Raw genomic sequence first — 25,300 nt, 5'->3', positions numbered from 1 at the left:
CATACCATTTCACGAAAACGCAAATCACCGTTTTGATTGGACAACTTGATTTTATTTGAACTCATTTCAAAAGTCAACATTTTACGCACCAGTGAAGTACCTCACCTACCAATGACAGATGAACAAGAAAGTGAGTGCTACACATGGATTTGACGAAGTATTACCCCGACATTGCCGCAAAGTATCCCGCCTATGTAACGCAACGGGAACTATGCGAGATCTGCCGCATCTGTCCCAAGACCGCCTACAATTTGGAGCAACAAGGTGAGATTCCCTACACCATTGAGCAAAACCACCTGATCCGTAGCCACAAAATCAAGCTGACGGACATTCTTGCCTATCTCTATCGGCGTGAGTGCAGACAGGAAGCAGACAGTCCCTATATCTGTGCTATGAGAACATTCTATGACGAACATCTCTCTCCCTACTCAGACCTGCTTTCCGTAAAGGATATTCAGCAGATTACAGGCTTTTCGTCCTCGGCAATCGTGCGGTGGATCAGCACAGGGATTCTGAAGGCTTTCCAGCCTGGAAAGCAGTACACCGTCCCAAAGGATTTTATGCTGGACTTTCTGATAAGCCCATATTACCGCCGTATCCGCCGAAAGACCCCTCTCCAAAAAGAATTGATGGATACATTTGAGCGTCTGTGGCAGGAAAAAGGAGGCGAGTGATGTGGCACAGGTATCCAAGTATCGCTATTTGCTGAATCAGTACCCAGAAACAGTCCAAAAAGAGCAATTCCGCATCATCTGTCATATCAGCAAACGCACAGCTCGTTATCTGCTGCAATCCGGTCTGGTTCCCTGCGTACAGAGTGGGAAAAAGACCCGGAATTACACCATTAAGATGAAAGACATTGTTCGCTACCTTGAGCGCAGGGAAATCCACCCCGAAAAATACAAACTTCCCCCCGGCTCATATAGCGGGACATACGCAGTCAAGCCCCTGCTTCCCGAATCTGTGACAACGGAGGAACTGAGAAAATACTACATAGAGAGTTTCCGGGACATTCCCGACATAGTTTCCACGAGAGAGGCCGCGGAATTAACAGGCGCCACGGCATCTACGGTCGCAAAATGGATCAGAACGAAAAAGCTAAAAGCTCTTTCACATGGTCCGGCATTTATCATCCCGAAGGTCAATCTGATCAACTTTATGGCCAGTGACGCATATTTGAACAAACGCTTGAAATCACAAAAATTCCACGAAAATATAGGAGGTTTTCTATCATGGAAAGCGGCAAAATAATTGTTGTAGCCAACCAGAAAGGTGGGGTAGCCAAGACCAGCACGGTCCGAAATCTGTCCTATGCGCTGGCCGAGATGGGCAAGAAGGTCTTGGTAGTTGACTTTGACCCCCAGTATAACCTTACCACCAGCTTCGGTGTCCTGCCGACCCAGGCACCCTATAATACCGGGACGCTTATCACCAATCTGCTCCTGGACGAATCTCTGCCGGATACCAACGAGTTCATCCAAAAAATTGACTCTGTGGACTTGATCCCTTCCAGTCGCTATCTCACCGTTGCAGAGGCAAATCTGCTGATGACGCCGGATAGCAACGGGTACCTAGCTACTCTGCTCGCACCTCTGCGGATGTCCTATGATTACATAATCGTAGACACAAATCCATCTCTGGGTTCGTTGACAATAAATGCTTTAACGGCCGCCGACGAGGTAATCATCCCGATTGATCCGGAACTGTTTGCGCTGACTGGTTTGCAGGCGTTGATGGATACCATCAAAAAAATTAAGCAGAAATTAAATCCCAGGATTGATATTGGAGGTATCCTGTTCACCAAATGCAACAAACGGACGAATCTATACCGTCGCACATACGGTCAGGTTGCAAAGGCGTTTCAATCGCTCCCTATCTTCAACTGTCAGATTCCGTATACAGTCAAAGTGGGAGACGCAAACAGCTATGGAATGAGCGTCATGGAGCTGGAGCAGGCCAACCCAGCCTCTCTTGCCTATCTGGAACTTGCAAAGGAGGTGTTGGAATATGCCTCCACTTAAGCCTCGTATCAGATCCATTGATGATCTTCTGGGTGTGACTGAAACTTCATCTTCAAAAAATGAGTCTAAAGCGTCGAATCAGTCTGTATGTGATGCGAGTAATGAAATACAGATGCTTCCACCACAAATCATTCGCAGTTTTCGAGGGTCTCCATTCCGAGAATACGGTGGAGAACGATTTGATGATTTGGTGGACAGTGTTTCACAACATGGTGTTTTGGTGCCTGCTTTTGTCAGAAAGATTGAGCCAGATGAGAATGGATTTGAATATGAGATGCTGGCAGGCAGACACCGGCAGAGAGCCGCTATTATTGCAAACCGCGAACTTCCCTGTATCGTCAAGGAAAATCTCTCCGATGAGGATGCTTGGATTTATGTGATCGAAACCAATGTCCTGCAACGCTCTTTCTCCGAAATGCTGCCCTCTGAAAAAGCAGCGGTACTGGCTCTGCGCTATTCCAAGATGGTCTGTCAGGGACGCCGGAACGATATTATTAAGGAACTGAAAAGGCTGGAAAACCCTGATGAAATCAAGGGAAACAGGACTGGTGGAAGTGACTTCCACAGGATAAAAAGCAGGGATGCTTTGGGAGCGGAATATGACCTTACAGGTCGTTCTGTTGCAACTTATCTCCGCATCAACGAACTGTCGGACGCCCTGAAAATCAGAATTGACAATGGAGAATTTTCGATTGCGGCGGCCGTGCAGCTTTCCTATCTGACTGAACAGGAACAGCAGATGGTTGACGATGTGCTTTCGGGAAGCGAGTACAAGGTCAATGAGGGAAAGGTTGTCCTGCTGCGGGAATATACCGGAAAGCTAACCCCGGAGCGTACCGAACAGATTTTGTCCGGCGAATTTAACCGGAAACCCAAGAAATCCACGGCTACGGCGTTCAAGGTCAAACCGGCGATTTACAAGAAATACTTTACCGTCAGCATCAGCCAGAAAGAGTTCGACAGTATTGTGGACGAGGCACTTGCCCTCTACTTTGCTCAGAAAGAACAGGAATCCGAGCAAGAGGCCGGATAACCGGCCATAATCACCAATACAGGAAGGAGGTCAGATACCGTTGAGAAATGATGAACGCCTGCGGACGATATATGAAGTCATGGCTCCCTATATTGTCCGAAATGAACACAACTGGCGGGATTATCTGGCATTTGCATCGCAGTTCCATAAGCACAGTTTTGACAACATACTTCTTGTGTACGCACAGGACGAGGATGTTTCGATTCTGGCAACACGAAAGCAATGGGCAGCCATAGGCAGAAATTTGATTCCCCGTGCAAAGGGCGTTGCCGTTTGCGTCTACCGGAATGCCAAACTCACTCTTGACTATCTCTTTGATGTAAGCCAAACTACTGGCAAAGAGATTCATCCTACGGACTGGCAGCTTTCCGATGAAATGAAAAAGGCCCTGACCGAGCGCCTGTCGTATGCACACGGTTTCCCCAAGCAGGATTTTTCCCAAGCGCTGTATGCGATGGCAAGCGAATCTGTCGCAGAGAATTACAACCACTTTTTGCAGGAACTCAAGCAGGAAACCAATCCCTGCTGACTGATGTGGAATACAAAGCGGCCATGAACTCCACCATCACAGCCTACTACACCGAGCCTGACCTGATCCGGCACATTTACCGCGCCCTGGAACGGTTTGGCTTCGAGGGCGGCCCTGACCGAAAAATCCTGGACCCCGGTATGGGAACCGGCAACTTCTATTCTGTGCTGCCGGAGCAGTTTCAAGGGAGCAAGCTGTTTGGCGTAGAGTTGGATTCCATCACCGGCAGAATCGCAAAGCAGCTTTATCCTGATGCGGATATTTCCATCATGGGATATGAAGCCACCAAATTTGAGGACAACAGCTTTGATGTGATTCTGGGCAATATCCCGTTCAACTCCGTGAAAATCTATGACCGGCGCTACAATGACCTGAACCCGTACATCCATGACTATTTCTTCATCAAGTCCCTGGACCTTGCAAAACCGGGCGGTATCATTGCCTTTATCACCAGCAAAGGAATTATGGATCGCAAGGACGAGAGCCTTCGGGAATATATCGCACGGCGGGCAGAGTTCATCGGCGCCATTCGCCTACCCAACACAGCGTTCAAGGCTTTGGCGGGAACCGATGTAACAGCGGATGTTGTTTTCTTGAAAAAGAGAACGCAGCCCATAGAACTTGATCGCGCGAATCTTCCGTCCTGGATTGAAACTGACCTGGACCGCAGTAAATGGATCGCCTATAACCGCTATTTCAAAGATAATCCCGAAATGCTCATGGGCGAGATGGTGAGCAGCCGGAATATGTACGGCAACGAAGATGGGACGGCCTGTGTTGCCCCGGAAGATTTTGACCTGAACCAGCATCTTACCCAAGCGGTTGACTCCCTGTACGCCCGTTTCACAGCAGAGCCAGATGAAGAAATTGAGGCAGACGAACCGGAAGAAAGCAATACAGAGTATGAGGACGCTCCGGCCGGAACCAAAAACTTCACCTATGTTGTGCGGAATGGCGAGATCTTCTTCTGTGAAAAAGATAAGCTGATCCCGCAACCTTACACCGGCATGAAGGCCGAAAGAATCAAGGGATTGTGCGAAATCCGTACTGCGCTGCTGGAGGTTATCAACATCCAGTCCCATGAGTATGACCCGGTTGATCTCCAGAAAGTACAGGACACACTCAATCAGGTATATGACCGCTTCGTTGCAAAGTATGGAGCCATCAACAGCAAAGGAAACATCCTCGCTTTTTCTGATGATGACCAATTCCCCTTGCTGCGCTCTATCGAGGATGAGCGGAAAGACAAGACCGGTTGGGATAAATCAGCGATCTTCACCAAAGCCACCATCCGTCCTTTCCGTCAGGTCAACCATGCAGACACCGCCGAGGACGCCCTTCAAATCTGCCTGAATCACAAGCTGCGGGTGGATCTGCCCTATATGTCCTTCCTGACAGGAAAAGCCCCACAGGAGTTGGTGCAAGAGCTGGATACTCGCATCTATCTCAATCCCCAGAAATACTACGGTAATCCGCTGGAAGGATGGGAACTTGCAGAAGAATATCTCAGTGGTCATGTGCGGGATAAACTGCTCTACGCACGTCAGAAGGCAGCGGAAGAACCGGAACTCTTTGCCCGGAATGTAGAGGCTTTGGAGGAAGTACAGCCGGAGCCACTGACTCCTGCCGACATCGAAGTGAATATGGGTGCCATCTGGGTTCCCATTGAGTATTACCGCCAATTCATGAGCTAGAGCAGTGATGTGAGGTGGTGATATATGGGCGAGAAACATTCGGCTGTCTGCTATATCTTCCGTGAGGGGGCTTTTACACCCGTTCAGGAAACGAAACCGCTGCGGAATGACTTTGGCCTTGACCTCTTTCAGTATAAAGGGGCTGTTTATGAAGGCAAAACCGGACTGCATCTCTGCCCAGCGCGGGATGCGGAATATCTTGCACTTTTTATCAAGAGCCACGGCGGAATAGAAAAGGTTCAGCAAGTGATTAACAGTAGCTTGGAGCGTACCGGCCTTTCTCCCCGCTATACCCGACCGGATGAAAAGAAAAAGGACATCTTCCCGCCAAAGGAAAAAGACGAGAACCGGGTTTTTGCCAAAGACCTGATGGGAAACAAGCACTTCTACTACCGCTTCTACAACGAAAACGGCATTGAACTCTACACAATGGAGAAGAAACGGGAGTTCTTCCAAACGGTTTATATTCCATGCGACGGGTTTATGGTGGGCATTGACCAGCGGCACCGACTTGAGGAAGTCCTGAAATGGCTGCCCACTCTGGAGCATGGCATCCGGGGTGAGATCGAAAGGGTTTTCAATCAGAGTATGGAAGCCCCGGACCGGTGGGCTGATCTGGGATTTGCCAATCTGCTTGGACGGTATGAGGAAGCAAAAGCCCACAATGCCCCCATTGCTGCGGAGCGGCAACGGCAAGCTGATGAAAGACGGGCGCAGCAAGACGCCCGTGAACAGCAGTTGGCACAAGAACGACAGGCCCGTTACGATTCCGCCATCCGTGAGGCCGAAGGAAATATTATGGCGGGAAAGGAGGTGATAAACCGGGAGATCAAAGGCAAATCTCTCATTATGCAGCTCTTTCGTGAGCATGAAATTCCTGTTCCTCTCAAAACACAGGGCTGGATCATCAATTCGCTTCACAGTATCCGGTACGATCCCCAAATTGGAGAATGGAACTACCGCTATTTCAAAGGCAGCCGGGACAGCACCAAAATGTTTGACCTGCTTGCCAAACTGTCCGCTGCGATTCAGACCCGACAGCAGTTTGAAGAACACGGGGAATCCCCGCCGGACACCCCTGTGTTGGACTGCGAGGAAGAACAGGATATGGAACTATAAATCTGGTTTTTGAAAGGAGCCAATATGAAAAAAGCAATTTTGAGCGTATCCGCTGCCGCCGCCATGATTGGCGGCCTTTTCTATTTTGGCTGGTATCGTAACCGCCACGGCGCCAACTAAGCAAACCGACCTGTCTGGAAGGAGGTGAAGCGATATGCCGATGACAGCGACAATGGCGCCCTACACCCTTTTCATTCTGGATGATGATACCCCTCTGAACCCTCGTGAGGACTATGACTGTTTGGGAAAAATGGTCTGCTGGCACAGCAGATACAGTCTGGGCGAGAAGCACGATTATGACGAGCCGAGCGATTTCCTGCGGAGCCTGCTGTTTTCTGAATACTCCAGCGGCCACGACCGCAACAATCCGGTTTTCGCATTTCTCAAATCCGGCAAAGCCAAGGATGCCCGTCTGGAATACAACCGATCCACACGGGAGTGGGAATTGCAGGAGAACCAGCACTGGCATTCAAACAGCGATTGGTATGTGTCCTCCAGCTATGCGGCCTCATTGAAAGATGAAGTCCCGGACTGGTTTTTGGATGACTGCCTTTCTGCCCTCTCAACCGGTGAACTGCTTTCGCTGGTAGAACAAATGGATGGCATGGTGATTCTTCCGCTTTACCTGTACGATCACAGCGGGATCACCATGAACACCTGCGGCTTTTCCTGCCCGTGGGATTCCGGTCAGGTTGGCTGGATTTACGCAGATAAAGAGATGATCGAACGGGAATATGGGAAAATCACCCCTGAAATATTGGAAAAAGTTCGTCAAGTTCTGGAATCCGAAGTCAAGGAGTACGACTACTACCTTACCGGACAGTGTTATGGGTTCCAGCTTTTCAAAGAAGATGTGGAAGTGGATAGCTGCTGGGGATTTCTGGGGGAAATCCGTGATGTTCAAAATGATATTAAGGATTATCTGCCGAAGGACTGTAACCCGGCAATCGTTGAATCGCTCCAATTTCAGTATGAGGAACCGGACATCGACGAGTATTTGGAGCGATTGCAGGAAGAAACGGAGGGATTAGACTGTGAGCCTTGATAACACAGCGAATGTTTTCATCCTGTATGGCTGCACTTTGAGCAAGGAGCGAAGTTCCATGCGAATCGTGGCGGCCACTACGGATGAAGAAATGCTGCATACCATCATCGGCGCCCAAATCCTCGGCGGCACAATGGACTACCGGGGCTTCAGCAATATGAAGGGCTTTGAACAGTTCCGGGCGGCCTGCCGTACCGGTGATGTTCAGTATAGCAATCTGGACTATGGCTTTGTGGAGCAGACGGAAAATCTGATGCTCCCGGACTGTGCAAAGGAGCCGCAGCTTGAGAAAGCATATCGGCTGCTGAACCTGTCCGACCATGAGTTCAATGCCATCCGCAATGGTTCTCTGGAGAGCCTGGGCGAAGATCGCGCCCGTTTGATTCTGGATAAGGCGCTGTCCTGGGCAGCACAGAACTATGCCGGATGGGACTTATATCGCCATTTGAGAGATGAACTCGGCATGTGAAAAGCATTTTGTCAGAGCGCCGGATGAACCGGCGCCTTTTCTGCTGGAAGGGAGGATTGATTTGAAGGAATCGCCCATAAAAACAGAGCGCAAGACGCTCCATCTGCCGGAGGATACCATTCGGGCGCTCAATAAGCTGGCGGCCAGGAACGGGACGGACTTTTCCAAAGAAGTGCGCAGGGCGATTGACGAATATCTGGATTTGGAAACCACCGCCGAAAATATTGACATGATAAACGGGGTCATCCGGCAGGAACTCAGCGGGCAGCTCAAAGCCCTGGGAAATCGGTTGGCCGGACTGATAAACCGCCTGACGATCATATCGGCTGCGGGCTATTATGCCAACATTGCCATTATCGCAGACCTTATTGACCAAGATCGCTATTCGTCTTTTGAAAAAATTGAGTCGGCGGCCCGAAAGCGGGCATTGGCATTTGCCAATCAGAAAAACGCGGATGCGTTGCGTACTTTCATGGATGACGAGGAAATGCAGAAAGCCATCCATGCCGTACAAGGAGGGTCCCGTGTCGATTCTGATTTATAAGCAGCGCCACCGGCACCCCAATTATAAGAAAACTCCAAAAGGCAACTATGCACATATTGGTTACATTGCAACTCGTCCCGGTGCCGTGAAGAATGAGGGGATGCGCCACGGGCTGTTTGGCAAACTGGAGTCGGGGGCGGTCAAAGAGTTTGACACTTGGCAGGAAGCCGCCCGCCTGGTTCGGGAGCTGTCCTATCGCCGTGTCAATATGTATCGGGGAATTATTTCCTTTTCGCCGGAAACGGCTGCCGAATTGGGGCTGTCCGATCACAAAGCGTGGGAGGACTATATTGACCGCCACATTTTGACCCTTGCAAAGTTCAATGGAATCAGGGTGCAGGATTTGCAATGGGTGGCCGCCCACCATAACGAAAAAGGTCATCCTCACATCCATGTGGTGTTCTGGAATAAACATCAGCGAACAATGGTCCCTTTTGTCCATCCAAGCATCCCGGATAAAATCCGTAAGCAGCTCATTCGGGATACCTTTGCCGAGCGCATCAAGGCATATTGCGAGGACAAACAGCAGGCCAAGGAACACCTGTCGGCCATCACAGACGAAATGATCGACGAGTTTGAGAAGTATATGGAACAGCTTCACCCGCAGGAATATCGCCGCCTGCGTGAAGCGTTTGGGCGAATCACGGATGATGAACTGGGGACTTCCCCTTTGGACAGCGTTGTTGGTGCAATGAAGATTGCCCCCTTTCTCTCACGCCTGTTCGCGCTGAAGGAGAAAATGCCGAAAAAGGGACGGCTGTATTACAAATTGCTGCCAGAGGATGTGAAGGTCGAAGTGGATGCCTTTGTTGCCTTCCTGAAAGAAAACAACGAGTACATCCGCAATCTGGTTCAGGACTATGTGGAGAGCAAAACCCGCCTTGCCATGCTCTATGACACCGACCCGACCCACATCAAAGAACAGCAGGAAAAGGCTGTGGCAGAGGCCGATAAGCTGATCGCCAATAAAATTCTCGATGTGATCCGTACCATGCTGTGCAAAGACCGTGAGGTCCAGTCTTTTGAATATACAGAGGCCCGGAAAGCCTACTTCACCGAACAGATGATTTGCGAAATTCTAATAGCGCTGGAGCAGGCTGCTATGAGTTTTGACATGGAATACGACGACCGGCAAAAGGCCATGAGTACCGAACTGTCAAAGGCGGCCCGAAAAGAGTGGTATCTGCGGCATAAGGACAAGGGGGTGGAACCATAGCAATCCGCAAATAAATGTATTGTCGAAAAGTTTTGCGATTATAAACCGCAAAACTGATTGACCGCCTGTGCGTTTTGCGGTATAATAATAGCGAATGGAGGTGGTCACGATGATTGAAAGACCGTTATATGTGGATAAGATTATGGCCTATGTAGATACTCCTTTTGTTAAAATCCTTACAGGGGTGCGCCGCTGCGGAAAATCTACCATACTGAAAATGATTATGGAAAGGCTGAAAACGGAACGAAACATCCCGGAAGATCGCATTATAAGCTGTCGTTTTGATTCTATGGAATATGAGGATATGACGGCAAAGCAGATCTACACGCTATTGAAGGATCAGCTTTCCTCCACAGGAAGGACCTATCTGTTTCTGGACGAGGTTCAGGAAATCAAAGGCTGGGAAAAGGTCGTAAACTCGCTGGCATCCGATTTTGATGTTGACTTGTATATTACAGGCTCCAACTCCAGAATGATGTCCTCTGAAATAGCGACCTATCTTACTGGCCGATACATTTCCTTCCGCATTTTTACCCTGTCTTTTGGCGAATATCTGATGTTCAAAAGCAAATTCGCCAATGTTGGGGAGCCGAAAGCAGAACTTGCCAATTATGTTCGCCTGGGAGGATTTCCGGCAACGCATTTGCAGGCGTATTCTCAGGATGAAATCTACACGATTGTCCGGGATATATACAATTCCACGATCTTCTCGGATATTGTAAAGCGAAATCAGGTTCGGAAGATCGACCAGTTGGAGCGTGTCGTAAAATACACATTCAATAATGTCGGCAACACCTTTTCCGCCAAGTCCATTGCAGATTACCTGAAAGCAGAACGGCGATCCCTCGACAACGAAACGGTTTACAGCTATTTGGAAAAGCTGGAAAAGGCATATCTGCTTCACCGCTGTTCCAGATATGATTTGCAGGGGAAGGAAATCCTGAAAACGCAGGAAAAATTCTATCTGGCCGATGTTGCCTTGCGATACAGTGTTCTCGGCTATAACGCAGACAGCGTTGCTTCCAGCCTTGAAAATATCGTATATTTGGAACTCTGCCGACGGGGATATACTGTCAATGTGGGGAAAACCGGAGATAGCGAGATTGATTTTGTAGCAGTCAGACAAAACGAAAAAATCTATGTTCAGGTGACGCAGGAGATCAACTCGGAAAAGACAGAAAAGAGAGAATATAGCCGCCTGCTTGAAATACCGGATAATTACCCCAAATTTGTTCTCACAACAGACGAATTTGCCGGTGGGAACTATGAGGGAATCAAGACAATGCACATAGCGGATTTCCTGCTCAGTGCGGAGTATTGACATCGAACACCAGATGAAACTCAATGAAAATCTACTGTCTGCCGGAAAAAGTCCCTTGAAAAAGTTGTGACTTTGGAAGAAAAGTCCCTTGAAAAAATTGATATTGCCATACAGAAAGCAGTCCTGCGGGGCTGCTCTTTCTATTTTCAGAAGATTTTTTGAAAAGCAAAAAAGTGACCGGCCACCCGGTTCCAGAAAGGAGAAAGGATGATAGAAGCGAACACTTCCTATAAGCAAAATGGTGTGCCGGTGTCGATTCCGAGCGGTTCGTATGGCATTGCCCCTTTGACGGTTCACCAATATGAATACCCCAAAGGACACCCCTGCCATAACTGCCCTTATACCCTGCGCACCTCTGTCCCGTCCTGTATGTTCCCTGAACGAAGGGACGGCGGCTGTCTATGGTACGATCTGAAAAAACAGCGGCGCCCTCCGCTGCCTGCGGTTTACCCCAAAAATCAGGCGGCGGCAGAGCGCATTTTTGCTTTCGTTGAAGTTCTCAAAGATGTAATGAAGCGAAAAGGTTATCAGGAAAGGAGGAAACCGATTGCGAAATAAAACCGATTTTTACAGGCTGTTCTTTGAACAGCTTGCCCGGCGCGGCTTTGATGTGAAGCGGTCCCAATCTTCCGATTACATCGCTGATATTTATTTCAAGAACCAGCTTGTGGCCTATTTCTCCAAAGCCGATACGGTGATCCAGAACCCCTTTGTCACAGTCAAGGACAAACTCATTCGCCTTATCAACGATACGGCCCAGGACACGGCGAACAAAGCGGGTATCTGCCGCGACTGTCCTTATACTGACGCCAATGAGAAACTTCCCAATGGCTCTTATAAGCTGGCAGAATACAATGGCGTGACTCTCGCCTGCAAGGAGCATCATCCGCCTGTCTGATCGATTGCAGGAGGTCAAGTTGGAAAACAAGGCCATGCGGCAAGTCTCCGCTGACTATGAGCGGGTCAAAAGGGCCTTTGGCCCAGAACAAGTGGACAGAATATTAGAGGCAGCTTACCAGCAGGAACATGCCGAAAAGGAACGGAAACGGGCCGCAAAGTCAAAAATTCGGATAGACGCACGATAATCACCAAAACCGGAGGGTATTCCAGTGAATACCCTCCGATTTTATTTGTGGAATCGGTAAAATGATTTCTTGTTTTTTAGAGCGTACTATGATATACTGCTATTATCCTGATTTGAGGAGTCTATCAAATATGCGGCAAGGTATTCTTAAATAAAATTTGATAATGGGCGCAAAAATGATTGCCCCTTGCAGGGGGTTGGTTTTTGTACCCAATTTTAAGAATACTTTTGCCTTTTTAGTAAATATCGTGACGGACCGCGGCTTATGTAAGTCGTGTATGTTTCTGTGTGTCCGAAGTCATGATCCCCAGCGGTAAAAGTATTAGCCGCTGGGGATTTTTGCGCCCATTCGGGCCTTGTATGGAGGATAGACATGAACATTATCAATATCGGGATTCTTGCCCATGTAGACGCTGGAAAGACGACCTTGACGGAGAGTCTGCTATATGCCAGTGGAGCCATTTCAGAACCAGGGAGCGTCGAAAAAGGGACAACGAGGACGGACACCTTGTTTTTGGAGCGGCAGCGTGGGATTACCATTCAAGCGGCAGTCACTTCCTTCCAGTGGCACAGATGTAAAGTTAACATTGTGGATACGCCCGGCCACATGGATTTTTTGGCGGAGGTGTACCGCTCTTTGGCTGTTTTAGATGGGGCCATCTTGGTGATCTCCGCGAAAGATGGCGTGCAGGCCCAGACCCGTATTCTGTTCCATGCCCTGCGGAAAATGAACATTCCCACCGTTATCTTTATCAACAAGATCGACCAGGCTGGCGTTGATTTGCAGAGCGTGGTTCAGTCTGTTCGGGATAAGCTCTCCGCCGATATTATCATCAAGCAGACGGTGTCGCTGTCCCCGGAAATAGTCCTGGAGGAAAATACCGACATAGAAGCATGGGATGCGGTCATCGAAAATAACGATGCATTATTGGAAAAGTATATCGCAGGAGAACCAATCAGCCAGGAAAAACTTGCGCGGGAGGAACAGCGGCGGGTTCAAGAAGCCTCCCTGTTTCCGGTCTATCATGGCAGCGCCAAAAAGGGCCTTGGCATTCAACCGTTGATGGATGCGGTGACAGGACTGTTCCAACCGATTGGGGAACAGGGGAGCGCCACCCTATGCGGCAGCGTTTTCAAGGTTGAGTACACCGATTGCGGCCAGCGGCGTGTCTATCTGCGGCTATACAGCGGAACGCTGCGCCTGCGGGATACGGTGGCCCTGGCCGGGAGAGAAAAGCTGAAAATCACAGAGATGCGTATTCCATCCAAAGGGGAAATTGTTCGGACAGACACCGCTTATCCGGGCGAAATTGTTATCCTTCCCAGCGACAGCGTGAGGTTAAACGATGTATTAGGGGATCAAACCCGGCTCCCTCGTAAAAGGTGGCGCGAGGCCCCCCTCCCCATGCTGCGGACGACGATTGCGCCGAAAACGGCAGCGCAAAGAGAACGGCTGCTGGACGCTCTTACGCAACTTGCGGATACTGATCCGCTTTTGCGCTGCGAAGTGGATTCCATCACCCATGAGATCATTCTTTCTTTTTTGGGCCGGGTGCAGTTGGAGGTCGTTTCCGCTTTGCTGTCGGAAAAATACAAGATTGAAACAGTGGTAAAGGAACCCACCGTCATTTATATGGAGCGGCCGCTCAAAGCAGCCAGCCACACCATCCATATCGAGGTGCCGCCCAACCCGTTTTGGGCATCTATCGGACTGTCTGTTACACCACTCCCGCTTGGCTCCGGCGTACAATACGAGAGCCGGGTTTCGCTGGGATACTTGAACCAGAGTTTTCAAAACGCTGTCAGGGATGGTATCCGTTACGGGCTGGAGCAGGGCTTGTTCGGCTGGAACGTAACGGACTGTAAGATTTGCTTTGAATACGGGCTTTATTACAGTCCAGTCAGCACGCCGGCGGACTTCCGCTCATTGGCCCCGATTGTATTGGAACAGGCATTGAAGGAATCGGGGACGCAGCTGCTGGAACCTTATCTCTCCTTCACCCTCTATGCGCCCCAGGAATACCTTTCCAGGGCTTATCATGATGCACCGAAATACTGTGCCACCATCGAAACGGCCCAGGTAAAAAAGGATGAAGTTGTCTTTACTGGCGAGATTCCCGCCCGCTGTATACAGGCATACCGTACTGATCTGGCCTTTTACACCAACGGGCAGAGCGTATGCCTTACAGAGCTAAAAGGGTATCAGGCCGCTGTCGGCCAGCCGGTCATCCAGCCCCGCCGTCCAAACAACCGCCTGGACAAGGTGCGCCATATGTTTCAGAAGGTAATGTAAAGATACATAATCGTCAAGACGGCAACAATCAGAAGTTATGGAGGGTAACAATGGAATATCGTAAGGAAGATTTAATGGAAGCAAAAAAGCAAATTTTGGGAGTGGGAGAGAACATGGGAACAGAGGAAAGTAAAAAAATCTGGGAGGAGAACGCACAATTTTGGGATAATGCAATGGGTGACGAATCTAATGAATTTCACAGAGAGGTAGTGCGTCCCAAAGTAACGGAACTTCTATCTCCTAATCCTGCGGATTATATTTTGGATATTGCGTGTGGCAATGGAAATTATTCTTCGTATCTTGCACAAAGAGGCGCTTCGGTTGTCGCTTTTGATTACAGCAAAAAAATGATAGAATTGGCTAAAAGACGGCAATCACAATATGCAAAACAAATTGAATTTTGTGTGGCGGATGCGACCAATAGAAAAAGTATATTAGAATTAAAAAGAAATCGAGCCTTTACGAAAGCAGTTTCTAATATGGCAATTATGGATATTACGGATATTGAACCACTTCTTATGGCTGTTTATGAACTGTTGCAGGAAAGCGGAATTTTTGTCTTTGCAACGCAACACCCTTGTTTTGTCACGTTGACTGAAAAATATATGACACCGCACAGTTACTATGATATAGCGATTGAAGGGCAACCGAAAGAGCAGATTTATTATCATCGTTCCATACAAGATATTTTTAACCTTTGTTTTAGAGCTGGATTTGTCATTGATGGATTTTATGAAGAATGTTTCAAAACCAACAAAGAAATTCCTATGGTAATGATAGTAAGGCTTAAGAAGGTAAAACGTGATACCTTACAATAAATTCAAGTTTGTCGGGTAAATAGCAAAGCCAGCCGAGCCAGCGGGCGGTCAAGATGAACGGGCTTCGCCCACCGTTGACAGCCCCGCCCGGTTTCGCAGTTAGGCAGTCAAGGAGCGACAGCAAGGAGTGCTGCCGCCCCGCACTATTATTCAGAGAGGGGGAATTTCCATGACAGACCAGAAAGCCTATCAAGAATATATCCAGCGCAGGTACAACGCCTCTTGCAAGGCTGTTATCCGCTGTGCCTGACAGCGTCCGTCCGTGCCGGAATTATGTAGAGCTCCACATAATTCTGTTGTATTTCCCAGCCTTTTGTGATACTATTTTGATACTAATAAACTTTACAGCCGAAAATAGCAGGTGGAATATTAACATATTTGCGAAAGTTTTTCCTGCGAAATCACCTCAAATACACCCTACTATATCTGAATTTGCCGAGGAACTATAATTGCATTTGAAGGACTATGGCAGAGATTATCCCTTTTGAGTATGTATCTTCCCATTGCGGCACTTTGTGTTTTTCAGAAATAGCTAAAATATCTTCTCAATGGCTGACAGAAAAAGTATAATGAGGAAAAGATAAATTCCAGTTTATCCGCCAGATTTTTCCTTCACCTTCAAAAAACTAAATCAAAAATAAATCAAGCCAAAGCGAAAAACAAACCGTTCTTTTGTATGATGGAACCACATCAAACGAAAGGACGGTGTTTTTTATGGGCGTTTGCAGGCGGGCCGCCCGTTACTTGGCCCGCAAAAAAGGAAAAGCTGCACTTCTTTTCCTGATCTTCTTTTTCATATCAGCCCTTTTACTAATCTGTTTCTCTGTTTTAGATGGTACTGGCCAGGCGGCCAGAGATCTGCGTTCTAACATAGGGGCGGCCTTTACAATCCGACCCTATGCGCAGATGACCTTAGAAGATGGAGAGATCAGTCAAGGAACCACCCCCAGCATTTCTCAACAGAGCATTGATGAGGTGATAGCCGCTGCTCGTGGACAAGTGAAAGCCTACAATACGGAGCATTATGGCTATGCCAAGAGTGATCAGCTTCATTTCCTGCCGGGGGCCAGAGACAATGAGGCCAGCAATATGGGTATTGATCCGCAGCGGTGCCAGGTGTGGCGGGCCGGCAGTTTGATAGGACTGACGCCAATGGAGTTTGACATTCTTCACCTGCTGGCCCGGCACCCGGGGCAGGTATTTTCAGCTCGGCAGATTTATGAATCTGTAGCATCGGATTTCGCAGAGGGCAGTTGGTCAGGGATTGGCAATATGGTTTGTAAATTGCGCTGTAAAATTGGAAGCGAGGCCATCAGGACGGTAAGAAGTTGTGGCTACTGCTTGATCGCTGGTAAGCTGGGAATAAAATAGAACACACTTGTGACTTTCGGTTTCTTGCTATCATCATATGGTTTGTCACATCGCCACATCCTTTAATTCATATTCTGTTCGTTGCATTGTTCGAGTAAAAGAACTATAATGTATCATGTGGAGGTGCGTTATGGATTATATGACCTTGAAAGAAGCAAGCGAGAAATGGGGTGTAACGCCTCGACGGGTAAACTACTATTGCGCCGGTGGCCGTATTCCCGGCGCTGTGAAGATGGCTGGTGTTTGGCTGATCCCCAAAAATACAGAAAAGCCGTTGGACAAACGATGTAAAGCGAACAAATTTATGGGGGGTGACAACACATGAAACGAATTTTCTTTGTCGAAGATGATTTGAGCTTAATCAATGGACTGTCCTTTGCAATTAAAAAACAGGGGTATGAGATTGATATTGCCCGGACGAGTTCAGAAGCGGAAAGTCTGTGGATGAACGGTAAATATGATTTGGTCATATTGGACGTATCTCTGCCAGATGGTTCCGGTTATGATCTGTGTAAAAAAATCCGTCAGACTTCAAAGGTGCCGATTATCTTTTTGACAGCGGCAGATGAAGAAACGGATATTATTATGGGCCTCGATATAGGCGGCGACGATTATATTACAAAGCCTTTCAAATTGGCGGTATTTCTGTCAAGGGTCAATGCGCTGCTTCGCAGAAGTGAGAACTTCAGTCAGGCTGCTACAGAATTGAACTCAAATGGGATAACAATACAACTATTAAAGCACGAGGTTTACAAAGATGATGTTCTGATCGACTTAACGGCCAGTGAATATAAATTGCTGTGTCTGTTTATGGAAAATCCAAATATAGTCCTGTCGTCGGAGCAAATTTTGAGCAGGCTTTGGGATTGCGAGGAAAACTATATCGACAATAGCACCCTGACAGTATATATCCGAAGATTACGCACAAAAATTGAGGATGATCCCGGTACTCCACAAAAAATTGTCACGGTTCGGCGCATCGGTTATAAATGGAATGTGACGGAATGAGGTGTGCTATGCGAATACTGGCAAACCGAAAAATCAAACATCTTTTCATTTGTATTCTATTGCTTGTCGTTGGTTTCTCGTCAATTTCCGTTGTTGCCGTCAGTCTGCAATGGAAGTTTGCAGCACTATATGTATTGGTATCTGCAATTTGTATGGGAGTTTTCATTTTTGCTGCTCTGTATGTCTACTTTAGAAAGCAGGAGCAAATCATGGAAAACGCTGTGACACAAATACGGGAATATATTTCCGGCAATCACGATGCCCGGATTGACTGTGACGACGAGGGTGAATTATATCGGTTGTTCCATGAAGTAAATGCTTTGGTTGCAATCTTAAATGCTCATGCAGAAAATGAGGGAAAAGCAAAGATTTTCTTGAAAGATACCATATCGAACATTTCCCACCAACTAAAAACGCCCCTTGCAGCTCTGAATATATACAATGGACTTCTGCAAGAAGAAACCACTAATTTCCCGGCGATTAGGGAATTTACTGATCTCTCTGAACAAGAACTTGACCGAATAGAAACCCTTGTCCAAAATCTTCTCACAATTACGAAGTTGGATGCCGGAACGATTGTTTTGGAAAAAAGCGAATACTATGTTGATGATATGATGGCGCAAATCCAACGGCGATTTTCATTTCAGGCGCAGCAACAGAAAAAGAATTTGAATTTTGCTGGGCAAGATACTGTCATGCTGATTTGCGACGCACATTGGTTTACGGAGGCAATCGGCAACATCGTAAAAAATGCTCTGGATCATACGAAAGCAGGAAGTACCATTCAAGTTTCGTGGCGTGAGTTTACATCAATGGTGCAGATTGTAGTAAAAGATGATGGAAGTGGTATCCACCCGGAAGATCTTCCCCATATCTTTAAGCGGTTTTACCGCAGCCGTTTTTCAAAAAACTCACAGGGCGTTGGCTTGGGGCTTCCTCTTGCAAAGGCGATTATTGAGTCCCACAGCGGAACAATGGAAGTAGACAGCGAATTGGGCGTAGGAACGACATTCACAATCAATTTTTTGATTCCTACAAAATTGTAGGATGAATGTCATTTGGCAGTAGGATTCGTATGGTACTCTTTCTATACCAAAACAGAAAGAGGTGTTAGAACAATGAACTTATTAGAGGTGCAAAACCTATCAAAAACCTACGGAAGCGGCGAGGCCACTGTCCATGCCTTGAAAGGCGCCACCTTTTCCGTTCCGAAAGGTGAATTTGTTGCCATAGTTGGTGAATCTGGTTCTGGCAAAAGTACGCTGCTGAACATGATCGGCGCGCTGGACACTCCGACTTCCGGCAAGGTGTTTATTGACGGCAAAGACATTTTCTCTATGAAAGACCGCAACTTGACGGTATTTCGCCGTAGAAACATTGGCTTTATTTTTCAGAGCTTCAACCTGATCCCGGAGCTGACGGTGGAACAGAATATCATTTTCCCGGTTCTGCTGGATTACCAAAAGCCCAATAAAAAGTATCTGGAAGAATTGCTGGCGGTACTAAACCTGACCGCACGGCGGAACCATCTTCCCAGCCAACTTTCCGGCGGCCAGCAGCAGCGTGTTGCTATTGGACGCGCCTTGATTACACGTCCCTCTCTGATCTTGGCAGACGAGCCGACCGGCAATCTGGATACACAAAACACAAGCGAAGTCATTGCGCTGCTGAAAGAAGCATCCAGAAAATATGAGCAGACCATTGTTATGATTACGCATAGCAAAAGCATCGCCCAGACCGCAGACCGTATTTTGAGAGTATCCGATGGTGTACTGACGGATTTCGGGAGGTGCCGCGAATGAAAAGCTACCTGAGTTTAATCCCCATTTCGGCCAAAGTACACCGGCGGCAAAATCGCATGACGCTTCTTTGCATTATTTTCTCGGTTTTCATGGTGACTGCCATATTTAGCATGGCCGAGATGGGGGCCAGAATGGAACAGGCAAGGCTCATGGAAAAGCACGGAAACCTGTCCTTACAGGAACTTTTCGGCAGCACAATGGGCCAAACCCTTCTGATGGCGGCTATCGTTCTATTTCTGCTGATTCTGATTGCGGGAGTGCTGATGATTTCCAGCACCATCAATAGCAGCGTAGCACAAAGAACTAAATTTTTCGGCATGATGCGCTGCATTGGTATGAGCAAACAGCAAATCATCCGTTTTGTTCGTCTGGAAGCTCTTAATTGGTGTAAAATCGCGGTGCCGATTGGCCTCGGCCTTGGAATTTTGGCTTCTTGGGTGCTGTGCGCTGTATTGCGATTTCTCGTTGGCGAAGAATTTTCCGAAATTCCTTTGTTTGGCATTAGTGTGCTTGGGATTGCAAGCGGCATTATAGTGGGAATTGTTACCGTACTGATTGCTGCTAGCTCACCGGCAAAACGGGCCGCAAAAGTATCTCCCGTTACGGCTGCTTCTGGAAATTCTGAAAGCGCACAGACAATTCACCGTGCCGCAAAACTTCGCTTTTTTAGAATTGAAACGCTTCTTGGTTCCCATCATGCGACATCCGCAAAGAAAAATCTTATTCTTATGACAGGTTCCTTTGCACTAAGCATTATCCTGTTTTTAAGTTTTTCTGTCATGGTAGACTTTGTAAATTACCTGATGCCACAGTCTGCCAGCGCCTCGGATATTGATATTTCGAGCAACGATGGTTCCAATTCAATAGAAAGTGGACTTGTAGACACTCTTAGCAAAATAGAGGGTGTGCAACAGGTCTACGGGCGGCGAAGCTGTTTTGAAATTCCGGCTGGAATAGGTGGTGATGCCTCTTTGTCCAGTACGGTTGATCTGGTTTCGTTTGATACTTTTGACTTGGAGTGTCTGGAAAAAGACGGTGCCTTGAAATGGGGCAGTGATCTCCAAAAAGTTTATGGCGATAGTCAATATGTTCTGGCAACCAGCGATCAGGACAGCCCTTGGAAAATAGGCGATAAAATTTTAATCGGCAGCGAAGAACTTGAAATTGCGGGACTGCTCAAATATGATCCGTTCAGTGACGATGGCCTGACCCATGGAAATCTGACGCTTGTAGCTTCCGGAGAAACCTTTATCCGCTTAACGGGAGTGAGCAGTTATTCACTGGTCATGGTTCAGACGGCTTCTGATATTACAGAGGAAAATGTGCAGGCCATTCAGGATAGTTTGGGCGGACAATATCAGTTCCGCGACAAACGCGATGAAAGTACCGCAGGAACCTACCTTGCTTTTGTCGCCTGCGTCTATGGCTTTTTAGCCATTATCACACTTGTCACTCTGTTAAATATTATCAACAGCATTTCCATGAGCGTATCGGCACGGATGAAACAGTACGGAGCGATGCGGGCCGTTGGAATGGACGAACATCAGATTACAAAGATGATTTTGGCCGAAGCATTTACCTATGCTTTTTGGGGCTGTATTGTCGGATGTGTAATCGGACTGCCGTTGAGCAAGCTCCTGTACGGTTTCCTTATTACAGAACACTTTCCTTATGCGACATGGAGTTTGCCCGTAACCTCTTTGATTGTCATTATTCTGTTTGTTATTCTGGCGGCGGTTGTCGCTGCGTATGCTCCGGCAAGGAGAATCAGGAGTATTTCTGTAACAGAAACTATCAATGAATTGTAATAAAAACTAAACTGCCGCACGACGGCAAAAGAAAAAAAGCCGTCGTACAGCAGCCCTTTAACACGCCCATACATCCAGCGGCGGCTTTGAGCAATCAAGGCCGCCGTTTTGCTTTGCCTGGATAACATGATCGGCGGCCCAGGGAGGAAATCGTATGAAAGAGATTATAGTCATCCGTACTTCTGACCCAGACGGAAGTATCTTTCGCTCCATCCTGGGAGCCTTACAGGGAAAAGATATTCAGATTCTCCATGCAACTGACCCGGAGCCTTCTGCCCTGACTCTGGGAGATATTGAGATATTCCCAGAGCAGCGGCGGGTCACAAAGGCCGGTGTGGAGATCTGCCTGAACTACGGAGAGTTCTCTATCCTTTACTGCATGGCCCGCCGCCCCGGTCATGTGTTCAGCCGGGAGCAGCTCTATAATGCGGCCTGGGGCGAGGACTACGAATTAGGCACCAATACCGTGGACAACACGATCTGGCGCCTGCGGAACAAACTGGAGCCTAACCCAAAGCATCCCACCTATATCAAGACCGTTTTTCGGGTGGGATATAAAATTGAAATTGCACATGGATGAGAAAAACAAAATTCTACTAATATGTTGTAGTAGAAACCATTGACATTTCTACACTGTTGTAGTAATATTAAATTGTCCAAGGTAGACGTACTTTGGATAAGGAGGAAATGTTTATGGATCGGTCCAAAAAACTATCAGAAACCGAATACGAAATCATGGAGGTGCTGTGGAACTCGGAAGCCCCCATGTCTGCTTCACAGATATTGTCGTACTTTGCCGAATATCGCAATAAGGATTGGAAAGCTCAAACATTAGCAACATTTCTGTCACGTTTAACCCAAAAAGGTTTAATCACATCAAAAAGAGAGGGCCGTGTGCCTTATTATTGGCCGATCAAGACGTGTGAGGAATATCATAAAAGTAATGCACAGCGAATCTTAGATACACTGTATGGTGGATCGATCAAGAATTTCTTTGCAGCACTTTATGGTGGCTCCCAGATGTCGGAGGAAGACCGAGAGGCGCTGAAACAATGGCTCGACGGGCAATCGTGAGAGGAGGCTGATTGTATGGCCTCATACTTGCTTCGTACCATTTTGTGCTTGAACCTTGTAGCAAGTGTGTCCTACCTTGTGTTTAAGGCATCGGCTTTTGCTGGCAGAAAACATATCAGTGAAAAATGGCGCTACAACTGTACCACAGTCATTATGTTCCTGTATGTTATCCCATTTTACAAGCTGCTGCCAGCATTCCCGAAAACATTAGCCGAGGCCGAGCCAATATCAGTGGTTGGGAACAAAGTTGTGTCTGGAATAAATGTACTCCCCCCTGAAAACTCTGTGGCGAGTATTACAGAAGCAAGCCCCAATATCATCAAAGATACTACTCTTAACATGAGTTTGGATTGGCAGAAGTGGGCATTGATTATTTGGATTGTTGTTGCTGGTGCCCTGGTTCTATGGAATGTTTTGGGGCTCCTTCGTTTCAGATACCAGCTCCAGCAGTCACAGACAGTTCATAATGCGCTGTTGCAAGAAATTGCAAGTCACTGTGCTGCAGGTCTTGGGATCAAGCAAAAAGTAGCTTTAAAGTTGCACTCCGCAATACAAAGTCCAATGCTGGTTGGTTTTTTTACCCCAACTATTATAATCCCAAATGCTGATTTGCAGCTTGATGAAGCACAGATGATACTGGCCCATGAATTAGTGCATTTTAAGCACCGTGCCTTATGGAGAAAGCTCTTAGCAGTTATTCTCCAAACAATCTATTGGTTCAATCCTGTAGTGTATCTCATAAAGCGGGATTTAGATCGTTTGGCAGAAACATCTTGTGATGAGCAGGTTGTTTGCCGAATGAATCAGGCAGAGCGTAAAAAGTATGGGCATCTTCTGATTTCCTACACAACTGTATTTCGTAACCCAAACAAAGTATCTGGAATTGCATTTGTTTCAACGAGAAAAAGGCTTGAAAGGAGAATTTTAACCATGTTGAATTCCAACAAGAAATCTCGTAAGACTGTCGTGGCCGCCTTGGCTTGCACTCTGTGCGCCAGCTGTCTGGGAATGTCTGTGTTAGCTGCTGAGGTTCCCTCTACCATCGACGTGCCCAATGCCGAACTGATGAATGTTTCTGATGTGAAGACGGGGGATATGGGCGAAGCCCGCTTCATTGAATCTGACGACGGTTTTGTTGATCTGTCCCAGATGAAACTGTCTACCGATTCCAGCGATTTTGCCAAGGTCATTGAGACCACCACAGGTTTCGCAGATTTGTCTCAGTTCAACCTCTCCACTGACGCTGCGGACAACATGATGTTCTATCAGGGAACTGTGTCGGCTAAGGCCGGCGAAGCGGTACCTTATGCTTCCGGCAACCTTTCTGGCGGAAAGGGATATGCTTTTGACTCTCAGGATCTGACCAAGGGCCAAAAAGTGACCGTAAATGCAAACTGGACTCCTACTTCTGCCAATGTTCAGATTGGTCTGATCGATAACAATACTGGCTATGGACTCGTAAAAACCGTTTCCAATGGCTCCGGTTCCGCATCCTTCGAAATTACCGGCGACGCCAACTTCTCTATCTTTATTGGCAATCTGTCTACCAGCAGCATCCACTTTGATGTGTCCTATATTGTGAACTGATGGTTTCTTCTGCATCTGGTCTACTATGTCGAGAAACCAAAATCATTAAGTAGAATGCAAGGCGGGGTGAGTTCAAGAAGATCTCTCCCCGCCTTTGCACATTTAGTACATTTTACATTTCTCGATGAAATCGTAATGAATTCTACCATATAAACTTCTATTGTGGCAGTTTACCCATCCCCTGAGATAAAAAGAGGTGAGGCCAATGAGGAGCTGCAAAAACAGAATCATACATAGTCAGCGCATAAAGCGGCCTTTGTCTTATGGATAAAGGCCGCTTTTCTTTATATTATCGATAAAATTCGAGGAGAATCGTCAAGATTCCCTATTTTTGAAATTTGCAAATACAAATTATCAGCAAGGGCGACAGCGTAGAACTGCCACATTGATGGAAGAAGGGGGATGATGCCAGCCGCCTGTGTGCCGTCCGCATAACAGCGGACAAGGAGTAACTGTGCTATGGATCAAAAAGTCCACAGCATTGAGAAGTTACTTTTTGTCCCACTCAAACGACACACGGCTTTCAATGGACAAATTTCAATAGGCGTTGGTCGGCGTCTTTGTGCGCGGGAGTTTGCCCCAAGTGGGGACAAACCCCCGCCTGCCCGTGCTGCCTACCCTATTGGACTTCTCAATGTGCATATCCAGAGAGCGGCTGATTTTGTATCCCGATACAAAGTCAGCCGCTTTCATTTAAGGCTCCCTGAACAAAGAATCAGGGGGCCGCCACCTCCAATTTGTTTTTCTCAAAAAAACAAATTGGAGGTAACAGAGGTGCAAAATTATCGCAAAAGCGACTATGCGATAAACAAAAACAGCCCAAATATCGTTTATCGCTTTCATAATGAAATCATAGAAATCACACTGGAGGATTATCTGAAGGAGAACCCTGATAAAACGGAACATGACTTTGCAGAGCTGAAAGCCCTGTCCGATCAAATCTACTATGAGCAGGATCGGGCAGAGAGCGCCCAGACCCGCAAGGATGTTTCAATCCACGGTTTGGAGGAAACGGAGCATTGTGCCACTCGCGCGCTGGATGAAGAATGGGAAGAACGAGTTGTTGACATACAGAACCGCAAGTATGCCTGGAAAGCCTTCGAGCAGCTTTTTACAGTGGGCGCTTTGACCGAGGTTCAGAAACGGCGATTCCGGCTTCACGTTTTTCAGGGACTCTCTACCCGGCAGATCGGTCGGATGGAAGGGACAAGCCATCAAGCCGTTGCCAAGTCCATAAACCTGGCGATTGCCAAACTAAAAAAATATTTTGCGGCACAGGGTTGACACCCATGCGGTTTCAGGACGATAGGTGAAAGGCATTCTTTCGGAGTGTTCTCCTTTCGCCTGTACCTTGCTACGAAAATAAGTAGCGAGGGCGTGAACCTTGACAAACAGGCTTTCAACGCCTCATGAAAAACCATCGCAGCACAAAAAGCGGCAGGCCAAAACCTGTCGCCGGCCGAA

Annotated in this window: 26 protein-coding genes and 1 pseudogene; all 27 read left to right on the top strand. The window is 47.5% G+C overall.

The genetic code is table 11. From position 1 onward, the window contains the following. Positions 1-143 precede the first annotated feature (143 nt). Positions 144-674 carry a helix-turn-helix domain-containing protein gene (locus tag B5G40_RS10055; RefSeq protein WP_087399517.1) on the top strand — a complete coding sequence of 177 codons (531 nt, stop codon included), beginning with the start codon at positions 144-146 and terminating at the stop codon, positions 672-674. A gap of 1 nt (position 675) precedes the next feature. After that, the gene (locus B5G40_RS10050; RefSeq protein WP_087399516.1) at positions 676-1,251 is read left to right on the top strand and encodes a helix-turn-helix domain-containing protein; all 576 of its coding nucleotides are present in this window, start codon (positions 676-678) and stop codon (positions 1,249-1,251) included. After that, a complete protein-coding gene (locus tag B5G40_RS10045) occupies positions 1,233-2,021 on the top strand; it encodes a ParA family protein (RefSeq protein WP_087399515.1) in 789 nt (262 codons plus the stop codon). The genes B5G40_RS10050 and B5G40_RS10045 overlap by 19 nt, the downstream gene beginning before the upstream one ends. After that, the gene (locus B5G40_RS10040; protein ID WP_087273151.1) at positions 2,008-3,054 is read left to right on the top strand and encodes a ParB N-terminal domain-containing protein; all 1,047 of its coding nucleotides are present in this window, start codon (positions 2,008-2,010) and stop codon (positions 3,052-3,054) included. The genes B5G40_RS10045 and B5G40_RS10040 overlap by 14 nt, the downstream gene beginning before the upstream one ends. Positions 3,055-3,094: 40 nt before the next feature. Beyond that, on the top strand, positions 3,095-3,583 hold the full coding sequence (locus B5G40_RS10035) for a hypothetical protein (protein WP_087399514.1): 489 nt from the start codon (positions 3,095-3,097) through the stop codon (positions 3,581-3,583). 23 nt (positions 3,584-3,606) lie between these two features. Continuing rightward, complete coding sequence (locus B5G40_RS10030; RefSeq protein WP_087399548.1) at positions 3,607-5,277, top strand: N-6 DNA methylase; 1,671 nt, start codon at positions 3,607-3,609, stop codon at positions 5,275-5,277. A 24-nt stretch (positions 5,278-5,301) separates the two neighbouring features. After that, positions 5,302-6,396 carry a hypothetical protein gene (locus B5G40_RS10025; protein WP_087399513.1) on the top strand — a complete coding sequence of 365 codons (1,095 nt, stop codon included), beginning with the start codon at positions 5,302-5,304 and terminating at the stop codon, positions 6,394-6,396. Between the two features lie 154 nt (positions 6,397-6,550). Next, a complete protein-coding gene (locus B5G40_RS10020; RefSeq protein WP_087399512.1) occupies positions 6,551-7,441 on the top strand; it encodes a hypothetical protein in 891 nt (296 codons plus the stop codon). Between the two features lie 58 nt (positions 7,442-7,499). After that, entirely contained in the window at positions 7,500-7,910 is a 411-nt protein-coding gene (locus B5G40_RS10015; RefSeq protein ID WP_206407227.1) for a hypothetical protein, read from the top strand. Then, complete coding sequence (locus tag B5G40_RS10010; protein ID WP_242959380.1) at positions 7,894-8,454, top strand: ribbon-helix-helix domain-containing protein; 561 nt, start codon at positions 7,894-7,896, stop codon at positions 8,452-8,454. Before B5G40_RS10015 ends, B5G40_RS10010 begins: the two co-directional genes overlap by 17 nt. Then, entirely contained in the window at positions 8,435-9,670 is a 1,236-nt protein-coding gene (gene mobP3 / locus B5G40_RS10005) for a MobP3 family relaxase (RefSeq protein ID WP_242959378.1), read from the top strand. Before B5G40_RS10010 ends, mobP3 begins: the two co-directional genes overlap by 20 nt. A gap of 109 nt (positions 9,671-9,779) precedes the next feature. After that, the gene (locus B5G40_RS10000; protein ID WP_025544412.1) at positions 9,780-10,991 is read left to right on the top strand and encodes an ATP-binding protein; all 1,212 of its coding nucleotides are present in this window, start codon (positions 9,780-9,782) and stop codon (positions 10,989-10,991) included. 207 nt (positions 10,992-11,198) lie between these two features. Continuing rightward, complete coding sequence (locus B5G40_RS16660; RefSeq protein WP_058963980.1) at positions 11,199-11,549, top strand: hypothetical protein; 351 nt, start codon at positions 11,199-11,201, stop codon at positions 11,547-11,549. Then, positions 11,539-11,889: a hypothetical protein gene (locus B5G40_RS09995; RefSeq protein WP_242959376.1), complete on the top strand. Its 351-nt coding sequence runs from the start codon at positions 11,539-11,541 to the stop codon at positions 11,887-11,889. The genes B5G40_RS16660 and B5G40_RS09995 overlap by 11 nt, the downstream gene beginning before the upstream one ends. Positions 11,890-12,448: 559 nt before the next feature. Beyond that, positions 12,449-14,368, top strand: a complete 1,920-nt coding sequence (tet(W), locus tag B5G40_RS09985; RefSeq protein WP_031474227.1) for a tetracycline resistance ribosomal protection protein Tet(W) — start codon at positions 12,449-12,451, stop codon at positions 14,366-14,368. 50 nt (positions 14,369-14,418) lie between these two features. Continuing rightward, positions 14,419-15,186: a class I SAM-dependent methyltransferase gene (locus B5G40_RS09980; protein ID WP_004010385.1), complete on the top strand. Its 768-nt coding sequence runs from the start codon at positions 14,419-14,421 to the stop codon at positions 15,184-15,186. A gap of 169 nt (positions 15,187-15,355) precedes the next feature. Continuing rightward, a pseudogene (locus tag B5G40_RS17345) lies at positions 15,356-15,433 on the top strand (sigma-70 family RNA polymerase sigma factor); the annotation flags it as partial. A gap of 425 nt (positions 15,434-15,858) precedes the next feature. Then, complete coding sequence (locus B5G40_RS09970; protein ID WP_242959374.1) at positions 15,859-16,557, top strand: winged helix-turn-helix domain-containing protein; 699 nt, start codon at positions 15,859-15,861, stop codon at positions 16,555-16,557. 130 nt (positions 16,558-16,687) lie between these two features. Continuing rightward, a complete protein-coding gene (locus tag B5G40_RS09965) occupies positions 16,688-16,882 on the top strand; it encodes a helix-turn-helix domain-containing protein (RefSeq protein WP_087399510.1) in 195 nt (64 codons plus the stop codon). Continuing rightward, complete coding sequence (locus tag B5G40_RS09960; RefSeq protein ID WP_087399509.1) at positions 16,879-17,565, top strand: response regulator transcription factor; 687 nt, start codon at positions 16,879-16,881, stop codon at positions 17,563-17,565. The genes B5G40_RS09965 and B5G40_RS09960 overlap by 4 nt, the downstream gene beginning before the upstream one ends. Positions 17,566-17,573: 8 nt before the next feature. Beyond that, positions 17,574-18,611 (top strand): sensor histidine kinase, encoded by a 1,038-nt coding sequence (locus tag B5G40_RS09955; protein WP_087399508.1) that lies wholly within the window; start codon positions 17,574-17,576, stop codon positions 18,609-18,611. A gap of 72 nt (positions 18,612-18,683) precedes the next feature. Then, a complete protein-coding gene (locus B5G40_RS09950) occupies positions 18,684-19,367 on the top strand; it encodes an ABC transporter ATP-binding protein (RefSeq protein WP_087249734.1) in 684 nt (227 codons plus the stop codon). Beyond that, complete coding sequence (locus B5G40_RS09945) at positions 19,364-21,175, top strand: ABC transporter permease (protein ID WP_087399507.1); 1,812 nt, start codon at positions 19,364-19,366, stop codon at positions 21,173-21,175. Before B5G40_RS09950 ends, B5G40_RS09945 begins: the two co-directional genes overlap by 4 nt. A 154-nt stretch (positions 21,176-21,329) precedes the next feature. Next, positions 21,330-21,755 carry a winged helix-turn-helix domain-containing protein gene (locus B5G40_RS09940; RefSeq protein WP_071428862.1) on the top strand — a complete coding sequence of 142 codons (426 nt, stop codon included), beginning with the start codon at positions 21,330-21,332 and terminating at the stop codon, positions 21,753-21,755. Between the two features lie 113 nt (positions 21,756-21,868). After that, positions 21,869-22,249 (top strand): BlaI/MecI/CopY family transcriptional regulator, encoded by a 381-nt coding sequence (locus tag B5G40_RS09935; protein ID WP_071428861.1) that lies wholly within the window; start codon positions 21,869-21,871, stop codon positions 22,247-22,249. 15 nt (positions 22,250-22,264) lie between these two features. Continuing rightward, on the top strand, positions 22,265-23,836 hold the full coding sequence (locus B5G40_RS09930; protein ID WP_076944417.1) for a M56 family metallopeptidase: 1,572 nt from the start codon (positions 22,265-22,267) through the stop codon (positions 23,834-23,836). A 459-nt stretch (positions 23,837-24,295) separates the two neighbouring features. After that, positions 24,296-25,120: a hypothetical protein gene (locus B5G40_RS17340; protein ID WP_235821904.1), complete on the top strand. Its 825-nt coding sequence runs from the start codon at positions 24,296-24,298 to the stop codon at positions 25,118-25,120. Positions 25,121-25,300: the final 180 nt, after the last annotated feature.

The organism is Flavonifractor sp. An9 (assembly GCF_002161245.1).
Lineage (GTDB): Bacteria > Bacillota > Clostridia > Oscillospirales > Oscillospiraceae > Flavonifractor > Flavonifractor avicola.
This window is presented reverse-complemented; position numbering and strand designations above follow the sequence as displayed.